Genomic DNA, 17,801 nt, shown 5'->3' on the forward strand with positions numbered 1-17,801 from the left:
ACGGGTCATCGCACCCGCAGTTCGTTGAGCCGCGCCCGCCAGTCCCTGGCGGCCGGCAGCGCCTCCCGCAGCGCGCCCACCGCCCGCTCGCGCCCCGTCACCTGCGACTCGTGCAGCCGCAGCAGGGGCGCGAGCGTGCCCGGTGCCATCAGGAAACGCTGGTTGACGACCGTCTCGGGCCGCCAGTGGTTCTTGTACGGCTCGTTGCCCCGCAGGAAACTCACCACCGGCCGGCCCTCCGCCAGCGCCCGCCCGGCCTCGTAGCGCAGCAGCAGGGTCGCCACGTCCACCTTGCGCGCCCGCAGGTCCGGGTCCGCCCCGTAGAGGTAGCCACCGCTCAGTCCCGCCGACAGCAGCGTGAGGTTGGCCGCCACCACCTTCCCGTCGAGCCGGAACTCCGTCAGCCTGCCCTCGCCCGCCCGCACCATCCTGCGGGTGGCCCGGGTGAGGTGCTCGGCGAAGCGGGGGCGCAGGTGCTCCGGGGTCACCCCGCGGCCGCGCCACTGCTTCTCGTGCAGCCGCAGCAGGTTCCGTACCGCGCCCGGCACTTCGTGCTCGGTGGCCTGGTGCTCCTCGAGCCCGGCCGCGTCGGTCTTGCGCAGCTTGGCCCGCACCCGCTGGGCGCCGGAGGCCGGCATCCGCTTGACCAGTTCGTCGAACGGCAGGGTCGGCAGCTCCATGCACGTGGAGTCGGCGAGCCTGCTGCCGATCCCGGGCCACTGCCGGTACAGCTCCTCGGCGGCGGCCCCGGGGCGCACCTCCCGCAGGTCGACCACCGCGCCGCGGGCCGCCCGGTGCAGCCCCCGGGCCATCGCCGGCACGACCTGGCCGGCGTGCTCCGCGGCCACGAGCACGTCGAAGTAGTCGGTGATCGGGCCGCCGAGGGGCACCAGCAGCGGGATCGGCCGGTGCACGAGCATCAGGGCGGCCGCGCCGACCAGTTCCCCGCCGCGCCGGACCAGGACGATCCGGAGCCGCCCCTCCTTCCCGTACGACAGCCACCAGGAGTGCAGCCAGGCGTGGCTCTGGAAGGGGGTGGCGGTGGGACAGGCGCGGACGAGCCGGTTCCACGGCTCTTCCAGCGCGGCGAACTGCCGGGGGTCGCGGCACAGCGTCACCGACAGGGCCCCGGCGGAGCCCCGACTCATCGAACGGACTCCTTCTCCTTGGCCGAGACCGGCTCACCCTGGGCGGGGAGGGTGGCGTACTCCTCGGCCGGCGCCCCGGCCGCGCGCTCCGTGACGGGCTCGGCCACCGGGCCGGCGGCGGACGCGGACGCGCCCTCCTCATGGCGCCGCGCGCGGCCGGGCCGGGCGAGCAGCCACAGGCCGCCCAGCAGCCCGCCGGCGCACATCCCCACGGCGCCGCTGATGGCGGCGGAGGGGGAGGCGGGCTCGGTGGGGGCCACTGCCTGGTTGAAGAGGAGCAGCTGCACGCCGGTGTTCTTTGCGGCCTGGTTGCTGCTCAGCGACAGGGCGTCGGCGACCGCGTTCGCGATGTCGGCGGCCTCGGCGGGGCTCTTGGAGGTGCCGGTGATGGCGATCATCGGGGACTCGGGAGAGGTCTCGGCCCGCACCTGGGTCCGCAGCTCCCGCGCGGTGATGCCCGCGCGGGGCTGGGCGTAGGCGAGGGTGGAACTGCTGGTGGCGATACGGGCGTAGGCCTGCGCGAAGCCGAGGGCGGTGGCGGGCTCGGTGGTGTCGTCGGGCACGGCGACGACGTAGCTGGTGGCGGCGTACTCGGGGGCCTTGAGCACCCCGTACGCCCCGCCGGCGGCCAGCCCCAGCACGGCGCAGGCGGGCAGCGGCCACCACACGGGGGGCCGGGTGAGGCGCCGCCTGGACCTCTTCCCGGAGCGGTGGTCGGCCCTCTTCTCGGGCTTCTCGGACGTCTTCTCGGCGGTGTCGGCCATGGTCGTGCTCGCTTCCTGGAGGGGGTGGTTCCTTCGGGTCCCGGCGGGACCCCTTCGGGGGTGGGGGTCAGCCGCGGGTGCCCGGCGCCCGCCGGGGGGAGCCGGGCCCGGGCACCGTCAGCCCCGCCGGCGCTCGCGGATCCGGCGCCTGCGGGTCCGGCGCGGCGCCCCGGGCCGTGGCCGCCGTCCGCGCCGTCCCGGCCGCGCCCGGCGCGGCGGAGAGGGCGAGGTCGTACACGTCCAGCAGCCGCCGCGCGCTGTGCGCGATGTCGTAGCGGCGGACGACCGGCGGCGGGGGCAGCCGGCGGGCGCCCGCCTCCATGTGGCCGCGCAGCGCCGCGACGAGTTCCTCGGTGCCGGTGCCGATGCGGCGGGCGCCGGGGGCCTCGGCGGCGGGGAGGTCGTCGATGGCCGGGCAGGTCACGTGCAGGACGGGGAGTCCGGCGGCCAGTGCCTCGACGACCGCGAGTCCGAAGGCCTCCTCCCGCGACGGCGAGACGAAGACGTCCATGGCGGCCAGCAGGGCCGGGATGCCGGGGGTACGGCCGTCCGCGCTGTCGCCCAGCGGGTCCCGTTCCCCCAGCAGGTGGATCCGGCTCTGCGCGCCGAGCTCGGCGGCCAGCCGGCGCAGCCCCGCCCGCTCGGGACCGTCCCCGGCCAGCAGCAGGTGCGCGCCCGGCAGCGCGGCCACGGCCCGCACCAGGACGTCGAACCGCTTGCCCGGGACGAGCCGGCCGACCCCGCCGACCACGAAGGCCCGCTCGGGCAGCCCGGTGCGGGCCCGGGTGGTCCGCCGTACGCCCTCGTCGAAACGGAAGCGGGCGGCCTCGATCCCGTTGGGTACGACGTGGACCCGCGCGGCCGGCACCCCCCACCCCTCCAGCCGGGCGGCGACGGTGTCCGAGACGGCCACGGTCGCCGCGCCCAGGCGTTCACTGGCCAGGTACAGCGCGCGCACCCCGCCCGAGAGCGGCCGGCCCTCGATCTCGCCCTCGCCGAGGGAGTGCTCGGTGGCGACGGTCGCCCCGGTGCCCGCGAGCCGGGCCGCGAGGCGCCCGTACACGCAGGCCCGGTACAGGTGGGTGTGCACGAGGTCGTACTGGCCGCGGCGGATGAACCGCACGAGCCGGGGCAGCGCCCCCAGGTCGCGGTTGCCGCGCATCCCCAGGTGCACGACCCGCACCCCGTCGGCGCGCAGCCCCTCGGCCACCGGGCCGGGGTTGGTCAGCGTCAGCACGTCGCACCGCATCGGCATGTGCCGCAGCAGCAGCCGCAGTTGCTGCTCGGCGCCGCCGACGCCGAGGCCGGTGATGACGTGCAGCGCCTTGACCGCCTCGATCGGCTTCACCGGTACACCGCCCGCCGCAGCTCACGGACCCGGTGGCGCAGATGCTTGACCCGCAGCCGGGGACCGCCGTCGGCCTGGCTGACGTGCGTGCGCGGCAGGGCGTGCGGGCCGGCGAGCCGCCCGGGATCGATGGCGCAGGCGTAGCCGTATCCGGCGGCCCGCGTCGCGTCGACGACCCGGGCGTCGACGTGCCCGTACGGGTAGCAGAACCCTTCGGGCAGGGCGCCGGTCAGTTCGCGCAACAGGTCGCGGCTGCCCCGCAGTTCCTGCAGGAGCACGTCGTCGGGGGCCGCGGTGAGGTCCTGGTGGAGCAGGCCGTGCGAGCCGATCTCCTGCCCTGCGGCGGCGACCTCGCGGATGCCCTCGGCGGTCAGCAGGGACTTGCGCGGCCCCAGCGGGTCCCAGACGTTGTCGACGCCGAGCCGTCCGGGCAGCACGAAGAGGGTGGCGGTGCAGCCGTGGCGCCGCAGCAGCGGCAGCGCGTGGGTCAGGAAGTCGGTGTAGCCGTCGTCGAAGGTCAGTCCGACCAGACCGGTTCCGCCTCCGGCCGCCCGGGCCCGCAGCAGTTCGCCGACCGACACCCCGCGCAGGCCCCGGGAGCGCAGCCACAGCAGCTGGGCCTCCAGGGCGTGGGGGGTGACCGTGATCCCGTACGGGTCCTCGGCGGGGTCGGTGAACTCGGCGACCGAGTGGTACATCAGGACCCACGGCGATGCGGTCCGGCGGGCGGGGGCCACCGCGGCGGGTGCCGTGTCGGTGTCAGCGGGCATTGCGGAACCTCTGCGTGAGCTGGGAGATCTGACCGGGCAGGGCGGTGACTTCGAGGGCGCATATGGCCATGCCGGTGGCGCCGAACATGGCCGGGACGAGCAGGCAGCCGAGTCCGGCGCTGAGCAGCGGATCGGGGATCATCGGCCCGGCGATCCAGCCGGTGGCGCAGGCGGCGACGGCGGCCACCGCGAGCCGTCCGATGCTGACGGTGACCCTGCGCACGTGGATGGCGATGATCCGCGGGCCGAGGCCGGTGAGCAGCAGGGCGGCGGCGGTGGAGATGCCGGCGGCGTTGGCGGCGGCGATCCCGTAGATGCCCCACCAGCGGACGGCGAAGGCGCCCGCCACGACGTTGACGAACAGTCCGGCACCCATCGCGAACGCCGGGAACCAGGTGGGCCGGGCGGTCGAGAAGAAGGGCCGGGACAGTGCCCCGACGAGGCAGTGGCCGAGCAGTCCGAGTCCGTAGACCCGCATGACGGCGGCGGTGGCGAGGGTGTCCTCGTGGGTGAAGGCGCCGCGTTCGAAGAGGACCTGGATGATCTGGGGGGCGTAGCCGATGACGAGCGCGGTGCCCATCAGGACGGCGAGCGAGGCCAGCGCCAGGTCCCGCTCCACCCGTCGCCGGGCCTTCTCGCGTTCGCCGCCCGCCATGGCCTGGGCGACGACGGGGAAGGTGACGGTGCAGATCATCAGCGACAGCACCATCGGCATCTGCGCGACCTTCTGCGCGTAGTTGAGGTGGGAGATCACCCCGGACGGCAGCGAGGCCGCCAGGAACCGCTCGACGAGGACCTGCGACTGGCGGAAGACGGCGAAGAGGATGACGGGGGCGATGACCCCGAAGGCGATGAGGGTGGGGCGGTCGCGGTCGCGCTGGCTGCGCGGGGCGGCGGACCGTCTGGCCCGGGGCGGGCCGAAACCGACGTGGCGGATGAAGGAGGGGAGTTGGACCAGCGCCATCAGCAGCCCGCCGACGGCGACGCCCGCGGCGGCCGCCCGCACGCCCCAGAGGGTGTGGAGGGTCACCATCGTGGCGATGATGCCGATGTTGTACGTGACGTAGATCGCGGCGGGCGGTACGAAGGAGCGGTGCGCGCGCAGCGCGGCGCTGAAGTAGCCGGCGACGCCGAAGGAGAGCACGGTCAGCGCGGTCAGGCGGGTGCACTCGACGGCCAGGCGGGGGTCGGGCAGGCCCGGCGCGAGCACGGCGACGACGGCCGGCGCGGCGACGGCGAGGACGGAGGCGACGACGGCCAGGACCACCAGGAGCCGCGGCAGGGTCGCCCCGACCAGCAGCCGTACGGGGTCCTGGGTGCGGGCCTCCCGTCGGGTCAGTCCGGCGCGGCCGGCGGCCCGCCGGGCCAGGGCGTGGCTGAAGGCGGGCACCATCAGCAGCGCCATGGCGTCCTCGATCAGCAGCGTCGAGGCCATCTCGGGGACGGTCCAGGCGATGAGGAAGGCGTCGCTGTCGTGCCCGGCGCCGAAGAGGTGCGCGATGGTCTGGTCGCGCACCAGCCCGAACAGGGACCCGGCGGCGGTCAGCCCGGCGGTGACGGCGGCGGCCTTGGCCAGGAACCGCCCGAGCGGGGCGCCGGCGGCGGGCTCGGCGGACACCTCGGCCTCTCCCCGGCGGCGGCCGCGCCCAAACCGGCTCCGGCCGCAGTCGCCGGGTACGGCGGACCCGCCCGCCCGGCGGACGACGCCGGACCGCTCCCCGTCGGGCGCGTCGGCGGGGTCGCTCGCGACGCGCGCCGCGACGCGCACGCCGCAGCCCGCCGGGGCCCCGCCCGGATAGCCCACGGAGCCGAACGGCTGTTCCCGCACGGCGGACTCGCCGCCCGGCAGGCCCCCGGTGACGAAGCCCGGATCGGCCGGAAGCGGCGCCGCCGGGGCCTGCTCGCCGCCGGGCCCCCCGTCCGCGGGCCCGTGGGAGACGTACCCGGAGGTGGGCGGGACACGGGTGTGGCCCGCTCCGGCAGGGGGGCCGGAAGCGGGCCGCCAGGGCGTGGTGTCCGTCACCGGCCGCTCGAACTCTCGGGGACCGGGCCCCGTACCCCGGTGCCGCCCCGGACGCCCGCCGGGGAGGGGAGCGACCACCAGGCCGCCAGGCCGATGATCACGCCGGTCAGGACGGTGGACGGGCCGCCGATGTCCGCGTAGAGGAAGTCGGTCAGCTGCCACACGAACAGCCCCGTCGCGATCAGCCCGCAGTCCCGCATCCGCGCCCCCGCGCCGCCGGCGAGCCTCCGCAGTCCCGCGACCAGCAGGGCCGCCCAGCCGCCCGCCAGCGCGATCAGGCCGATCAGGCCCTGCTCGCTGAGGATCAGCAGGTACATGTTGTGCGGGGAGAGCAGCGGCTGGCGGATGTACGCCTGTCCCGCGCCGGCGGTGTCGCTGCCGGAGGAGAGGCCGAGCGAGGCGTGGCCGTCGCGGTGGGCGGGGAAGCCCTTGAGGCCCACGCCCGCGGCCGGCCGCTCGCGCCACATCGACTCGGCGGCGGCCCACATCGTGTAGCGGTCGGTCACCGACTGGTCGGGGGCGCTGGAGACCTGGGTGATGGAGGTCAGCCGTTCGGCGACCATCTCCGAGCCGACGCCGAGCCCGCCGACGAGGACCACCCCGGCGGCGGCCAGCGCGGCGAGCACCGTGAGGGCCCGTCGGATCCCGGCCAGCGCCATCACCAGCAGCGCCGCGCCGAGGGTGGCGATCCAGGCGCCGCGGCTGAAGGACAGCACCAACGGCAGGACCAGCACCAGGGCGCAGCCCGCGGCGATCCGTCGCAGGCGCGGCGGCAGTCCGGGGGCGAGGGCGGCGGCGGTCGCGACGACCAGCCCGTAGGCGACGACCGTGGCCATGCCCATGACGTCGCCGGGGCCGAAGGTGCCCACGGCCCTGATGTCCTCGCCCTGGTAGGAGGCGCCGGTGTGGGTCGCGTACTGCACGACGCCCACCGCGCCCTGCACCAGTGCCAGCACCACGAAGCAGCCGGCCGCGAGCCGGAACTCCCGGGCGTCGCGCACCAGCAGCACCACGGCCGCCGGGACCAGCACGAAGACCTGGAGGTAGCGGACGAAGCCCGGGAGGGCGGCGTACGGGTCGCCCGCGGTCACCGTCGCGACGGCGAGGCCGACGGCCGGCGCCCCGAGGACAAGGGCCCCCAGCGGGGACAGTGCCCGCACCCGGCCGCGCAGCGCCTGGACGGCGCAGACGAGGACCAGCAGCAGCGAGGCGGCGTCCGCCGGGCCGACCTTGCCGGAGGCGGTCGCGTCACCGGCCGGGAGCGGGGCGAGCAGGAAGAGCACGGTCGCGGCGAGCGGCAGCAGCGGCCAGTGCCGGCGCAGCATGCCGGGTACGTCCGGCCGGGCCCAGTGGCCGGGGGCGGCGAGGCTCATCAGCTGCCCCCCAGCCGGAAACGGAAGAAGGAGGCCGCGGTGCGGGCGAGGATCCACAGGTCCTGCCACAGCGACCAGGTGTCGATGTAGTGGTTGTCGAAGCGGGCCCGGTCCTCGATGGAGGTGTCCCCGCGCAGGCCGTTGATCTGGGCGAGGCCGGTGATGCCGACGGGCATCCGGTGGCGGGCCTCGTAGCCGGGGTGGACGGTGGAGAACTTGGCGACGAAGAAGGGCCGTTCGGGGCGGGGGCCGACCAGGCTCATGTCGCCGCGCACGACGTTCCACAGCTGCGGCAGCTCGTCGAGGGAGGACTTGCGCAGGAACGAGCCCACCGGGCTCATGCGGCGGTCGCCCGCGACCGTCCAGCGGGTGGCGGACTCGTGCGCGTCGGCGCGCAGCGTCCGGAACTTCAGCAGGGTGAAGGGACGCCCGTACAGGCCGACGCGCTCCTGCCGGAAGATCACCCCGGGCCCGTCCCAGAGGCGTACGGCGGCCGCGCAGAGCAGCATCACGGGTGCGGCGGCGACGAGGGCGACCAGGGCGAGCGCGGAGTCGATGATGCGCTTGGCCCAGCGCTCCAGCGGGCGGGCCGGGCGCGGCAGCAGCGGCTGCACGGCGTACCCCCACAGCTGGTCGGCGGGGTGGGCCAGCCGCATGCCGGTGACCTTGGCGGTGCCCGCCGGGTCCGCGAGCCACAGCCGGCAGCCGTGGTCGTGGAAGAGCCGGACCAGGGAGGCGGTGCGCTCGTCCGCCTCGGGCGGGCGGGTGAACACCGCGTGGCGGACGGTGTTCTGGATGACCGCGCGCCGGATGTCCTCGTGGGTGGAGAGGAGCGGGAGGGGGCCGGCGTCCCCGTCCGCGGGAGCCGCGGTGTCGGCGAGCCCGACCGGACGCAGACCGAACTCGGGGCGGCCGTGCAGGGCCGCGGCGACCGCGCTCGCCCCGGCGCCCGGTCCGACCACGAGGGCGGAGGCGGGCCGTCGCACGGCCGCGCGGCGGTGCAGCTGGTTGGCGACGCCGCGGCCCGTGCAGACCAGTACGGCCTGCAGGCACACGGCGGTCAGCAGCATGCTCCAGCCCATGGCGCGGGCCGGGTCGAGGGCCGCGGCCACGGCGGCCGCCGCGCACCACAGGACGGCGGAACGGCCCAGCACCGCGGGCAGTTCGAGGAGGGCGGAGGGGGCCAGCCGCGGCCGGTACAGGCCCGCCTGCGCGTGCAGGGCGACGAGCAGGGCGGGCAGCACGGCGACGGCCGGCGCGGCGGGCAGCACCTGGCCGGGCAGGGTGGCCGCGGTGAGTACGGCGGCCAGCGCGTCGGCGGTGAGCAGGGGGAGCACCCGGCTGCTGCGGCGCAGGCGCTGCGGGCGTACGGCGGACCGGGCCAGGTCGGCCCTGGGCCCGCGCGGCGGGTGGATGGCGGTCGCGGAACGGCGGGCTGCCGCGTGGGGCGCGGGCGCGAAGGCGCTGCCGCCGGGCCCTGTGCCGCCCTGTCCGGTGTGCCGGGCGGGTGCGCTGTCCATCGTCATCGGCTGATGCGCTCCTGGTTCAAGGGCCGGGGCCTGCCCAGCAGTTCGTGGTACAGGCTGCTGACCGCGTCCGTGGTCCGCCGCACGTCGAAGTCGGTCCGGGCGTGCTGCCGGGCCTGCTCCCCGAGTTCGGCGAGGAGCCGCGGCTCGGCGAGCAGCCGTCCCAGGGCCTTGGCCAGTGCCGTCGGGTCCTCCGGCGGTACCAGGCACAGCCGTCCCTGGCCGGACGGCAGGCTCTCCCGGGCACCGCTGACGTCGGAGACCAGGACCGGTCGGCCACAGGCCATGGCTTCGAGCGGGGCGAGCGCCATGCCTTCCCACCGCGACGGCAGTACAACGAGATCGGCGGCCCGAAGCCACGGTCGGATGTCGGCGGCGGAGCCCGCGAAGTGCACCCCGGCCGGGGCGGTGCGGCGCAGCCGCTCGGCGTCGGGGCCGTCGCCGACGAGGGCGAGGCGGGCCGCGGGGACGGCCGCGAGCACCTCCGGCCAGGCCCGCAGCAGGATGTCCTGACCCTTCTGGGCGCAGAGCCGGCCGACGCAGACGGCGAGCGGCCCGTCGGCCGGGAAGGAGGGCGGCAGCGGCAGTGCCGCGCGGGATTCGGCCCGGTCCTGGCCGGGGTCCGGTCCGCCGGGCCGGAAGTGGTCGAGGTCCACCCCGTTGCGGATCACCGTCCAGCGGGCGGTGATGCCCTCGGACTCCCCCGCGCGGCGTTCGGCCTCGCTGACGCAGAGCACCCGGTCGGCCCAGCGGGCCGCGTACCTCTCCCAGCGCAGGGCGAGGGCGGCGGTGGTGCCGCCGACGGCGTCGAAGGACCAGGCGTGGGGCTGGAAGACGGTGGGTGGCGTCCCGCGTGCGGCGATCCGTCCGGCCAGTCCCGCCTTGGCGCTGTGGGCGTGCAGGAGGTCGGGCCGGATGCGGCGCAGCAGCGCGCGGGCGCCGGCCAGTTCGGCGGGGAGGCCGGGTCCCAGCGCCCGGTCGGCCCGCCAGGTGAACACCTCGGCGCCGGCCGACCGGGCCGCGTCGCCGAGCGTGCCGCCGGGCGGGCAGCCGACGACGGCGCGGATGCCCTGCGCGGTCTGGGCGCGGACGAGGTCGGTGACGACCCTGGCCACACCGCCGTCGACGGGTTGTACGAGGTGGAGGACGGTCGTGGGCTGTGCCGCCCGGGAGTGCGTGGGCACGTGGAGTGGTCTCCTGCGTTCAGCGGCGCGCGTCTGTCTGAACGAAGAGCACACCGAGGAAATGACCCTGACTTTCGCCCGTGAACCTGAAGTCCAGGCTGCGGGCACCACCGGACAGGGCGGGACTCAGGTCGAACACGTCCGCGTCATATCCGAGATTATTCATATGATCCGGCTGTCGCACGAAAGATTGACCGCCGAATTCCGTGATCGTGGAATTCATGACGTCGTTGAACGGGTTTTCCCCGTCGCTGAGGCTCACCCGGCGCCCACTGTCGGCGGTCACGGTGAGTGAGTCACCGAGGGTGCCCCGGTCCCCGTCGTACGCGACCACCCCGACCCGGCCCGCCGAGCCCGCCGGAGCGTCCAGGCCCTCGATCGCGACCGTTCCGTCGCCGGCCCGGGCGGCGAGCGACTCGAAGCCGTCCCACAGCGAGATCCGGCGCAGCGGCTCCTGCGGGTGCTCGTAGGCGACGACGAGGGTCCAGCCGCCCCAGGCGCCGACCTCGGAGTGGCCCATGGCGATGTTCAGCTGCGAGACCGTCCACATCCCGGCGCCGCCCTTGCGCACCAGCGTCGTCACGTCCGCCGAGGCCTGGTAGGCGTCGCTGCCCGCGTCCGTGCGGTGGCCGATCACCGTGTCGGCGAGGACCTCCTTGTACGCCCCGCCCGGCTCGGCGACCAGCACCCGGCCGTTGTCCTCCGGCGGCTTCTGCTCGCCCACCCGCAGGTTCCCGCCCCAGTAGAGCCGGGCGTACGAGACCTTCGCGCCCTGGGGGACCTTGAGCTCGGCCCGGGTGGAGTTGTAGGTGTCCGGGTCCTTGTCGACCTCGCTGTAGAACATCTCGAACTCGCCGTTGACCCCCGCCGCCCCCCGCTTGACCTCGGCGCACGGCTCCGCCTGCGGGGACTCCTCCTTGCGGCAGCTGATGCCGGAGTTGGAGGCGCGGACCAGCCCGCCGTGCTGCACGGCCTGGTAACGCTGGGTGAACGGGATCCGGGGCAGCTCCTTGGGCGCGGGTGGCGCGGCGGCGGCCGCGGGAGCGTTCACGGAAAGTGCGAGGCAGGACAGCAGGCCGAGCGCGCCGAGGATTCTGCCGGAGGAACCCATGAGCCTGTCTCCATTTTCGATCAAGGGGACAAAACAGGAGTGCACCTTGTCAGAAATCGGGCTGGAAATCACGTCGGACTCGCTTGTACGGCCTTTTGGGCGATAGCACGCACCCTCGCAACGGGCGGGTCGTTATGAGGTGCACCATTGTTCGAACCGAAAGGAAATACGCAGATGAAGAAGAGGCTGCTGCGCGGCACCACCGTCGCCGCCGCGGGCGTCGCCGTGCTGATGGGCGGCGCGGGCCTCGCTCCGCGCACGGTGGCGGCGCCACGGCCGAGGGCCTCGCCGCCGGCTCCCCCGGCGTGGCGAGCGGCAACCTGGGCCAGATCCCGGTCCACGTCCCCGTGAACGTCTGCGCCCTGACCGTGAACGTGGCCGGCGCGCTGAACCCCGCGTTCGGCACCACCTGCGTGAACGCCTGAGCGTCAATCACACCGCGCGAAACGGCTGCATCCGAGTGAAGCCACGCAACCCGCACCGGGGCGCGGCCGTTGATCCAGGTGCTCCGCTACCGGGCAATCCTGCAAAAAAGGGACGACAATGATCAAGAAGATGATGGCCTCGGCCGCGGTTGCCGCCTCGGTCGTGGGCATGGGTGCCGCGATGGCCCCGCAGGCGATGGCCGTCGGCAACGACAACGGCATCAACACCGTCAACGGCAACAACTCCGCCCAGATCTACGGCAACCAGGCCACCTACGGCAACATGAGCCCGCAGATGGCGCTCATCCAGGGCTCCTTCAACAAGCCCTGCATCGCGCTCCCCGCGAAGGCCAACGTCCAGTCCGTGCTGGCCCTCATCAACGTCGGCGTCCAGGACATCCCGGTCCTGTCCAGCCCGCAGAACCAGCAGTGCACCGAGAACTCCACCCAGGCCAAGGGCGACGAGGCTCTCTCGCACATCCTCAGCAACATCCCGGTCCTCTCCGGCAACGCCTCCGCCGGCAGCTGACCGCACCCCGCGCCCGCGAGGCCGTCGCACCTTCGGGTCGCGGCGGCCTCGCCGCATGTCGGGCCCGTCCGCAGCACCCCTGAATTGTCGTCGCAAATCACCGGCCGAACCACCCTCCCGAATTCCGGCGGGGGCATCGGAGTGAATTGCCGGGCGATCACCGAAAAGGCGCGGTTTCTTTTCACCGGGCCACTCGTTGTTAATTCTGCAGCGGATACGCCTCTGCGGGAAGGATCGAAAACGAAATGACGTACAAGAAGGCAGTGGTGCTGGCCGCCGGCGCGCTGATGGCAGCCGGTGCCGCCTCCCCCGCCATGGCCGACTCGGTGGCCGACGGCAAGGCCGCGGGCTCCCCGGGCGTCCTCTCCGGAAACGTCGCCCAGGTCCCGGTCAACATCCCGGTCAACGTCTGCGGCAACAGCGTCAACATCGTCGGTCTTCTGAACCCCGCGTTCGGCAACACCTGCGTCAACGCCTGACGCTGCGCGTGCGCCCGCGAGGGCAGAACCTCCTCGGGGTGGCCCCGGAGTGCACGGCGGTGCACTCCGGGGCCACCTCCGATACAGCACCGGCGACCGTGCCGGTAGACAGGGAAGGACCCATGCGACAGGTACTGAGCCGACAGGTACTGGGCAAGGGGATGCTCACGGCGGCAGCCGCGTCGAGCCTGCTGTCGATCGCGACCGGTGCGGCCTACGCGCACACCGGCGCGACGGCCGAAGCCTCGCATTCACCCGGCGTGCTGGCCGGCAACAGCGTCTCGGTACCGATCACCTTCGCACCGAACGTGTGCGGCAACAGCGTGGACGGCGGTGCGGCGCTCAACCCCGCGATGGGCAACACCTGCGCCACCGGCGCCGGCTCGCACACCGACGAGGGCCACGACTACGGGCGCTACCTGAGCCCCGAGCACGCCGAGGCCCTCGAGCGCTACCTCGACGAGCGCCCGGGCCGCCACGCAGTGCCCGAACAGCGCCAGGAGGCGCGGCGCCACGAGGTGCCGCGGCAGGAGGTGTCCCGGCCGGAGGCCCCCCGGAAGGAGGGACCCCGCCACGCGAAGCCGCGCCACCAGGAGCCCCGCCACGAGGGCGGCTACGGCGGGCCCGGCGAGGAGCAGGGCCCGCAGGAGGAGTGCGACGACCACCCCGCACCGCCCGCGCACCACGCCCCGCCGTCACCCGAGCACCCGCACCCGAAGCCGGAGCCGGTCGAGGAGCACCCCGCACCGCTGCCCCTCCCGGAGCCGGTCCAGGAGCAGCCCGCACCGCCCGCGGCCCCGGCGCCCGCCCCGCAGCCGCCGGCCGCGGAGGCACCCCAGCCGCTGCCCGCGCCGCAGCCTCCCGCCGAGGAGGTTCCGCACACGCTCCCCGCCCCGGCGCCCGTGGTCGGGGAGGAGGCGCCGGCCGCGCCGCCGCGCGGCAGCCAGCCCGTCGAACGCCCCGCACCGGCACCGGCGCCCGCCCCCGAGGCGGGACCGCCGGCGGACCAGCCACCGGCCGCCCCCGCCGGCGACACCCCCGTCCACGTCCCGCCGGCGCCCGCTCCTGCTCCCGCTCCCGGGGCGGCGCCCGCACCGGTCCCCGCGCCCGCCCCGGCTCCGGCCCCCGCCGCGGTGGGCGCACCCGTGCTGGCCGAGACGGGCGCGGGTCAGCCCGCGGCCGCGGCGGCCCTCGCCTCCGCCCTGATCCTGGGCGGCGCGATTCTGTACCGGCGGTCCCGCATCTCCTGACCCGGCAGTGCCGGTCATCGGAAGAAATGTCGGCCGGAGAATCCCTCTCGGATTCTCCGGCCGCTGTCATGTACCCGCGCGTCCGCGTTTCCACGGCGCACGGGAATCGTTACGCATGGCGAAAGCGGCGCGCCGGTCGCCGCTGATGCCTCTGTCCACGAAAGAAGAGGATTTCGATAATGAAGCTCACGAAGGTCGCCGCTGTCGTCGTCGGCTCCGTCGCCGCCCTCGGCGCCTCCGGTACCGCGTTCGCCGCCGGGCCGGCGGCCGCGATGCCCCCCATGAGCCTGACCGGCGGGGTCACGGAGACCCTGGACGCGGTCGCCCCCGTCACCGAGTCCCTTCCGCAGACGGTGGGCAACGGGCTCGCCGAGCAGGGTGACACCGTCAACAAGGTCGTGGGCACGGCCCAGAAGGTCAACAAGGTGCGCAACGACGTGCCCGGCACTGTCCTCGGCCTCGCGAACGGCGCCACCCAGGCGTCGCCGATGCTGGGCGGCGTACAGCTCAACGGCGGCAAGGGCTGATCCACGCCGGTCGGATCCGGGCCGGTCGGATCCCGGCCGGGTCACGTCCGGCACCTGCCGACAAGACTGTGGGCGCCACCGGCAAGGCCGGGGCGCCCACAGTCGGTTGCGCGACGACGTCAGTCGTTGACGCAGACGTTGCCGAACGCCGGGTTGAGCAGGGCGATCACGTTCACGGTGTTGCCGCAGACGTTGACCGGGATGTGGACCGGGACCTGGAGCAGGTTGCCGGAGAGGACGCCGGGGGAACCCACGGCCGCACCCTCGGCCGACGAGTCGGCGACGGCGGAGCCGGCGGCACCGGCCGCGGCGAGACCAGCGGTGGCCAGGACCAGGGCGGCCTTCTTGGCAGAGTTCATGGGAAGTGCACCTTCTGTTCGACGTTCCGCCCCGCTCCGGGGCTCACACCGAGCGAAACGGTTCCACACTCCCCGACGACACGGTTTCGCACACGATCAGACCTGTTCGGCTCAATCGCCTTCACCGTGTTGCCGTTTCGGGGCCGCTAGGGGACGGCGGGGAGCTGGACCTCCGGGAGTTGGACGTCGGGGATCTCCACGTCGGGGACCTCCGGCACGAGGTCCACCGGGGCCGCCGGATCGGGCAGCGCCGGAGGGGTGAGCGGCGGCAGCTCGGGGATCTCGACCCCCGGGATCTCCGGGAGCTGCACTCCCGGGATGCTCGGCAGGTTGATCTCCGGCAGCTTGATCTCCGGGATCTTGATGTCCGGCAGGGTGACGCCCGCCGGCAGCAGCGCCTTGATCTGGGCGAGGAGCCCGTTGACGAGGTCGTCGATCGGGCCGGCCGGGGCGGCCTTGGTGGACACCGCACCGGACCCGGAGTCGACTGCGCTCGCGGGTGCCGCCGCGCCGGTCAGTATGACGACGGCGAGCGCCGAGGGGACGAGAAGACGGGCGCGGGACGGCCTGGTGCGGTGCATGGGGGTTCCTTCGCGTGGGGACACGGGGACTCCGCGTGGGGACACGGGGACTCGCGGGCGGACCGATCGGCCCGCCCGCTACTCACCGTGGGAACACCTCGCACGGAGCGCAACAGGAGCGCGGGCGACTGGGGTCGCGTACGGGCTTCGCGCACGTGTCCGCAGGCGGCTCACCCGGGCTGGGGAAAACATCGGGACGCGCGGGCCGTTTGAGTGAAGCAGCGGAACCAACCCCCTGACCGGGCAGTTGATCAGGGCGCTCCATCAGCGGGCACTCGTGCGACAAAAGGATCAAGATGTTCAAGAAGTTCATGACCGCCGCCGCGGTCTCCGCCGTTGCCGTCGGCGCTGGCGCTGCTGCCGCGGCCCCGGCCATGGCCATCGGCAACGACAACGGGGTCAACACCGTCAACGGCAACGGTGCCCAGCAGATCTACGGCAACCAGAAGACCCACGGCGACCAGAGCCCGCAGCTCAGCCTGGTCCAGGGCTCCCTGAACAAGCCCTGCATCGGCCTGCCCGCGAAGGTCAACGCCCAGTCGCTGATCGCCGCGCTCAACATCGGCGTCCAGGACATCAACGTCCTGTCCAACCCGCAGAACCAGCAGTGCACCGAGAACTCCACCCAGGCCAAGGGCGACGAGCCGCTCTCGCACATCCGGCCCGCGGGTCCGCGCGGTGATGTGACAGGGGCCCCGGCAGCGTCCAGCTGCCGGGGCCCTCGCACGTGCCGCGCACGGCGGCGCTCAGCCGGTCCAGAAGTCCCACCACCGGGTGAGGACCAGCATCCCGATCACCCCGGTGTGCAGGGCGGGAGGGGCCCAGCCGAACTCGGTGAAGAAGACCCGCAGCGGGCCGGGGGCGGGGAGCACGCGGGTACGGACGTTGTGCGCGGTGACCGCCCAGAACATCAGCAGCGTCGCCACCCAGGCCAGGCAGCACCACAGGCAGAGCGCGTTGATCTCGTAGAGCGACTGGACCATGAGCCAGCTGCAGAAGCCGACGCCGAACAGCGTGCCGGCGTTCAGTCCCAGCCAGAACCAGCCGCGGTAACCGGCGCCCGCCAGCAGGCCCGCGCCGACGCAGACCACGACGGCGTAGGCGACCAGCCCCAGCATGGGGTTGGGGAAGCCGAAGGCCTGCGCCTGCTCGCTCTGCATCACGCTGCCGCAGGAGACGACCGGGTTGAGACTGCAGGCGGGCTTGAAGTCCGGGTCCTCCAGCAGGAGGAACTTGTCGAGGGTGATCACCCAGGAGGCCAGCACTCCGGCCGCCCCGGTGACGGCCAGCAGCCACGCCAATCCCCGTGGTGCGCCGCTGCGTTCGTCCTCGTGTCCGCCTCTGGGCCCTACCTGCTGGCGCGGGACGCCCACTGTATTCGTTGCCATGTGGCCCATAATCCCCCGTCCCCACCCAGAGCGGGCCCAACCATGAGCATTCGTACGCAAGTTGACCTGAAGGTGTGGCAGGAACCTCCGATGCTTCCCGGACGTTTTACCGAACCCCGGACGTGATGTCAGAGCCAGGGGTTACGTTGAGCTTCCGCGAAGTGACAAGCTGCGACGGCCTGGAGACCCACCTTGAGCGATCCGTACGAGACAACCGAGGCGCACCTCGACCGACTCCTCGGCCGCGCCCTCAACTCCTTCGACCTGCCCGACCGGCTGGTGGAGCGCCTCGGCACGGCGCTCGCCCACAGCTCTTCGCTCTGCACCACCCACCACAATCCGGCGGCGGGTGTCTGGCGGGAGACCCGCCGGCACACCTATCTGCTCGCCGACGGCGGCTCGGTCTCGCTGTGGGAGCTGTCGTACCGGCCGGCGGGAGACCGGGCCGTGCGGCACGAGGTCTTCACGAGCAAGGCGGAGACCTGCCTGGCGGTGGCCCGGCTGTTCGGGGAGTCCGCCGCCGGGGCGGTCCCGGATCCGGTGCCGCTCGCGGGCGAGGAGGAACCGGACGGCGATCCGGCGGCGTTCGGTGCGCTGTTCGCCGCCCCGGCACCGGCGGCCCGGCACCGGGAGTACGTGGTGGAGGAGTCCGCCGACCACGCCCGGCGGGTGCTGCGCCGCGCGGAGAACGCGGACCGGCCCGGCGAGCGGGTGGCGGCGCTGCTGCGCGCTGCGTACGCGCACCACATCACGCAGGCGTTCGGGACGCGGCAGGCCCTGCCGAACGGGCGGGACGCCGGCTTCAACCTCTACGAGCACGCCTTCGTGCTGCTGGACGGGACCGAGCTGAGCCTGTGGGAGGTCGAGCACACGGCGACGCCCGACGGGCGGCACATGTGCGAGGTGTACGAGAGCGAGGCCGCCGCGCGCGGGGCGATGGAGTTCCGCGCCCGCGTCGGCTGAGCCCTGCCGCCCGTCCCGCGCCGGGTCCGTCGCCGCCGGCGATGAGGAAGCCG

The 17,801-nt window shown here is 74.2% G+C and carries 17 protein-coding genes and 2 pseudogenes; 7 read left to right on the plus strand and 12 right to left on the minus strand.

From position 1 onward, the window contains the following. Positions 1-5: 5 nt before the first annotated feature. The 9 genes from IH80_RS0123215 to IH80_RS0123255 all read right to left on the minus strand — a co-directional run bounded on the left by IH80_RS0123215 (position 6) and on the right by IH80_RS0123255 (position 11,319). Positions 6-1,148, minus strand: a complete 1,143-nt coding sequence (locus tag IH80_RS0123215; protein ID WP_030963001.1) for a GNAT family N-acetyltransferase — start codon at positions 1,146-1,148, stop codon at positions 6-8. Continuing rightward, complete coding sequence (locus IH80_RS0123220) at positions 1,145-1,912, minus strand: LPS biosynthesis protein (protein ID WP_030963003.1); 768 nt, start codon at positions 1,910-1,912, stop codon at positions 1,145-1,147. Before IH80_RS0123220 ends, IH80_RS0123215 begins: the two co-directional genes overlap by 4 nt. A gap of 67 nt (positions 1,913-1,979) precedes the next feature. Then, positions 1,980-3,251, minus strand: a complete 1,272-nt coding sequence (locus tag IH80_RS0123225; protein WP_078906710.1) for a glycosyltransferase — start codon at positions 3,249-3,251, stop codon at positions 1,980-1,982. A gap of 5 nt (positions 3,252-3,256) precedes the next feature. Beyond that, a complete protein-coding gene (locus IH80_RS0123230) occupies positions 3,257-4,030 on the minus strand; it encodes a polysaccharide deacetylase family protein (protein WP_030963005.1) in 774 nt (257 codons plus the stop codon). Further along, the gene (gene murJ / locus IH80_RS0123235) at positions 4,020-6,053 is read right to left on the minus strand and encodes a murein biosynthesis integral membrane protein MurJ (protein WP_234432354.1); all 2,034 of its coding nucleotides are present in this window, start codon (positions 6,051-6,053) and stop codon (positions 4,020-4,022) included. Before murJ ends, IH80_RS0123230 begins: the two co-directional genes overlap by 11 nt. After that, on the minus strand, positions 6,050-7,426 hold the full coding sequence (locus IH80_RS0123240; RefSeq protein ID WP_051809803.1) for an O-antigen ligase family protein: 1,377 nt from the start codon (positions 7,424-7,426) through the stop codon (positions 6,050-6,052). Before IH80_RS0123240 ends, murJ begins: the two co-directional genes overlap by 4 nt. Then, positions 7,426-8,952 carry an exopolysaccharide biosynthesis polyprenyl glycosylphosphotransferase gene (locus IH80_RS0123245; protein ID WP_420708837.1) on the minus strand — a complete coding sequence of 509 codons (1,527 nt, stop codon included), beginning with the start codon at positions 8,950-8,952 and terminating at the stop codon, positions 7,426-7,428. Before IH80_RS0123245 ends, IH80_RS0123240 begins: the two co-directional genes overlap by 1 nt. Beyond that, positions 8,949-10,136 carry a glycosyltransferase gene (locus tag IH80_RS0123250; protein ID WP_030963012.1) on the minus strand — a complete coding sequence of 396 codons (1,188 nt, stop codon included), beginning with the start codon at positions 10,134-10,136 and terminating at the stop codon, positions 8,949-8,951. Before IH80_RS0123250 ends, IH80_RS0123245 begins: the two co-directional genes overlap by 4 nt. 19 nt (positions 10,137-10,155) lie before the next feature. Next, positions 10,156-11,319 carry a DUF3344 domain-containing protein gene (locus IH80_RS0123255; RefSeq protein WP_030963013.1) on the minus strand — a complete coding sequence of 388 codons (1,164 nt, stop codon included), beginning with the start codon at positions 11,317-11,319 and terminating at the stop codon, positions 10,156-10,158. Positions 11,320-11,421: 102 nt separating this feature from the next. Between IH80_RS0123255 and IH80_RS39610 the strand changes: the two are divergent. The 5 genes and pseudogenes from IH80_RS39610 (at position 11,422) to IH80_RS0123280 (ending at position 14,457) form a co-directional block, all read left to right on the plus strand. After that, positions 11,422-11,672: pseudogene (locus tag IH80_RS39610) on the plus strand (chaplin). Positions 11,673-11,790: 118 nt separating this feature from the next. Continuing rightward, positions 11,791-12,201, plus strand: a complete 411-nt coding sequence (locus tag IH80_RS0123265) for a rodlin (protein ID WP_030963015.1) — start codon at positions 11,791-11,793, stop codon at positions 12,199-12,201. Positions 12,202-12,446: 245 nt separating this feature from the next. Further along, the gene (locus IH80_RS0123270) at positions 12,447-12,680 is read left to right on the plus strand and encodes a chaplin (protein ID WP_030963016.1); all 234 of its coding nucleotides are present in this window, start codon (positions 12,447-12,449) and stop codon (positions 12,678-12,680) included. Between the two features lie 122 nt (positions 12,681-12,802). Next, positions 12,803-13,930, plus strand: coding sequence for a chaplin (locus IH80_RS46160; protein ID WP_030963017.1), 1,128 nt, complete (start codon positions 12,803-12,805; stop codon positions 13,928-13,930). Positions 13,931-14,109: 179 nt separating this feature from the next. Continuing rightward, entirely contained in the window at positions 14,110-14,457 is a 348-nt protein-coding gene (locus IH80_RS0123280) for a hypothetical protein (protein ID WP_030963019.1), read from the plus strand. 119 nt (positions 14,458-14,576) lie between these two features. On the opposite strand, the gene IH80_RS0123285 is transcribed toward IH80_RS0123280, so the two are convergent. Beyond that, on the minus strand, positions 14,577-14,816 hold the full coding sequence (locus IH80_RS0123285; RefSeq protein ID WP_030963021.1) for a chaplin: 240 nt from the start codon (positions 14,814-14,816) through the stop codon (positions 14,577-14,579). Between the two features lie 146 nt (positions 14,817-14,962). Further along, positions 14,963-15,397: a hypothetical protein gene (locus IH80_RS0123290; RefSeq protein WP_030963022.1), complete on the minus strand. Its 435-nt coding sequence runs from the start codon at positions 15,395-15,397 to the stop codon at positions 14,963-14,965. Positions 15,398-15,693: 296 nt separating this feature from the next. Here IH80_RS0123290 and IH80_RS46165 point away from each other — a divergent pair. After that, positions 15,694-16,056: pseudogene (locus tag IH80_RS46165) on the plus strand (rodlin); the annotation flags it as partial. 87 nt (positions 16,057-16,143) lie between these two features. On the opposite strand, the gene IH80_RS0123300 reads toward IH80_RS46165, so the two are convergent. Next, positions 16,144-16,785, minus strand: a complete 642-nt coding sequence (locus IH80_RS0123300; RefSeq protein ID WP_030963025.1) for a vitamin K epoxide reductase family protein — start codon at positions 16,783-16,785, stop codon at positions 16,144-16,146. A gap of 192 nt (positions 16,786-16,977) precedes the next feature. On the opposite strand from IH80_RS0123300, the gene IH80_RS0123305 reads away from it, so the two are divergent. Beyond that, entirely contained in the window at positions 16,978-17,748 is a 771-nt protein-coding gene (locus tag IH80_RS0123305; protein WP_030963027.1) for a DUF6227 family protein, read from the plus strand. The last annotated feature ends 53 nt before the right edge of the window (positions 17,749-17,801 follow it).

The organism is Streptomyces sp. NRRL S-378, assembly GCF_000720645.1.
Classification (GTDB): domain Bacteria; phylum Actinomycetota; class Actinomycetes; order Streptomycetales; family Streptomycetaceae; genus Streptomyces.

Coding starts and splice junctions, on each gene's coding strand:
- IH80_RS0123215 (WP_030963001.1), bottom strand. CDS start 1,148: ATGAGTCGGGGCTCCGCCGGGGCCCTGTCGGTGACGCTGTGCCGCGAC.
- IH80_RS0123220 (WP_030963003.1), bottom strand. CDS start 1,912: ATGGCCGACACCGCCGAGAAGACGTCCGAGAAGCCCGAGAAGAGGGCC.
- IH80_RS0123230 (WP_030963005.1), bottom strand. CDS start 4,030: ATGCCCGCTGACACCGACACGGCACCCGCCGCGGTGGCCCCCGCCCGC.
- IH80_RS0123240 (WP_051809803.1), bottom strand. CDS start 7,426: ATGAGCCTCGCCGCCCCCGGCCACTGGGCCCGGCCGGACGTACCCGGC.
- IH80_RS0123245 (WP_420708837.1), bottom strand. CDS start 8,952: ATGACGATGGACAGCGCACCCGCCCGGCACACCGGACAGGGCGGCACA.
- IH80_RS0123265 (WP_030963015.1), top strand. CDS start 11,791: ATGATCAAGAAGATGATGGCCTCGGCCGCGGTTGCCGCCTCGGTCGTG.
- IH80_RS0123270 (WP_030963016.1), top strand. CDS start 12,447: ATGACGTACAAGAAGGCAGTGGTGCTGGCCGCCGGCGCGCTGATGGCA.
- IH80_RS46160 (WP_030963017.1), top strand. CDS start 12,803: ATGCGACAGGTACTGAGCCGACAGGTACTGGGCAAGGGGATGCTCACG.
- IH80_RS0123280 (WP_030963019.1), top strand. CDS start 14,110: ATGAAGCTCACGAAGGTCGCCGCTGTCGTCGTCGGCTCCGTCGCCGCC.
- IH80_RS0123285 (WP_030963021.1), bottom strand. CDS start 14,816: ATGAACTCTGCCAAGAAGGCCGCCCTGGTCCTGGCCACCGCTGGTCTC.
- IH80_RS0123290 (WP_030963022.1), bottom strand. CDS start 15,397: ATGCACCGCACCAGGCCGTCCCGCGCCCGTCTTCTCGTCCCCTCGGCG.
- IH80_RS0123300 (WP_030963025.1), bottom strand. CDS start 16,785: ATGGCAACGAATACAGTGGGCGTCCCGCGCCAGCAGGTAGGGCCCAGA.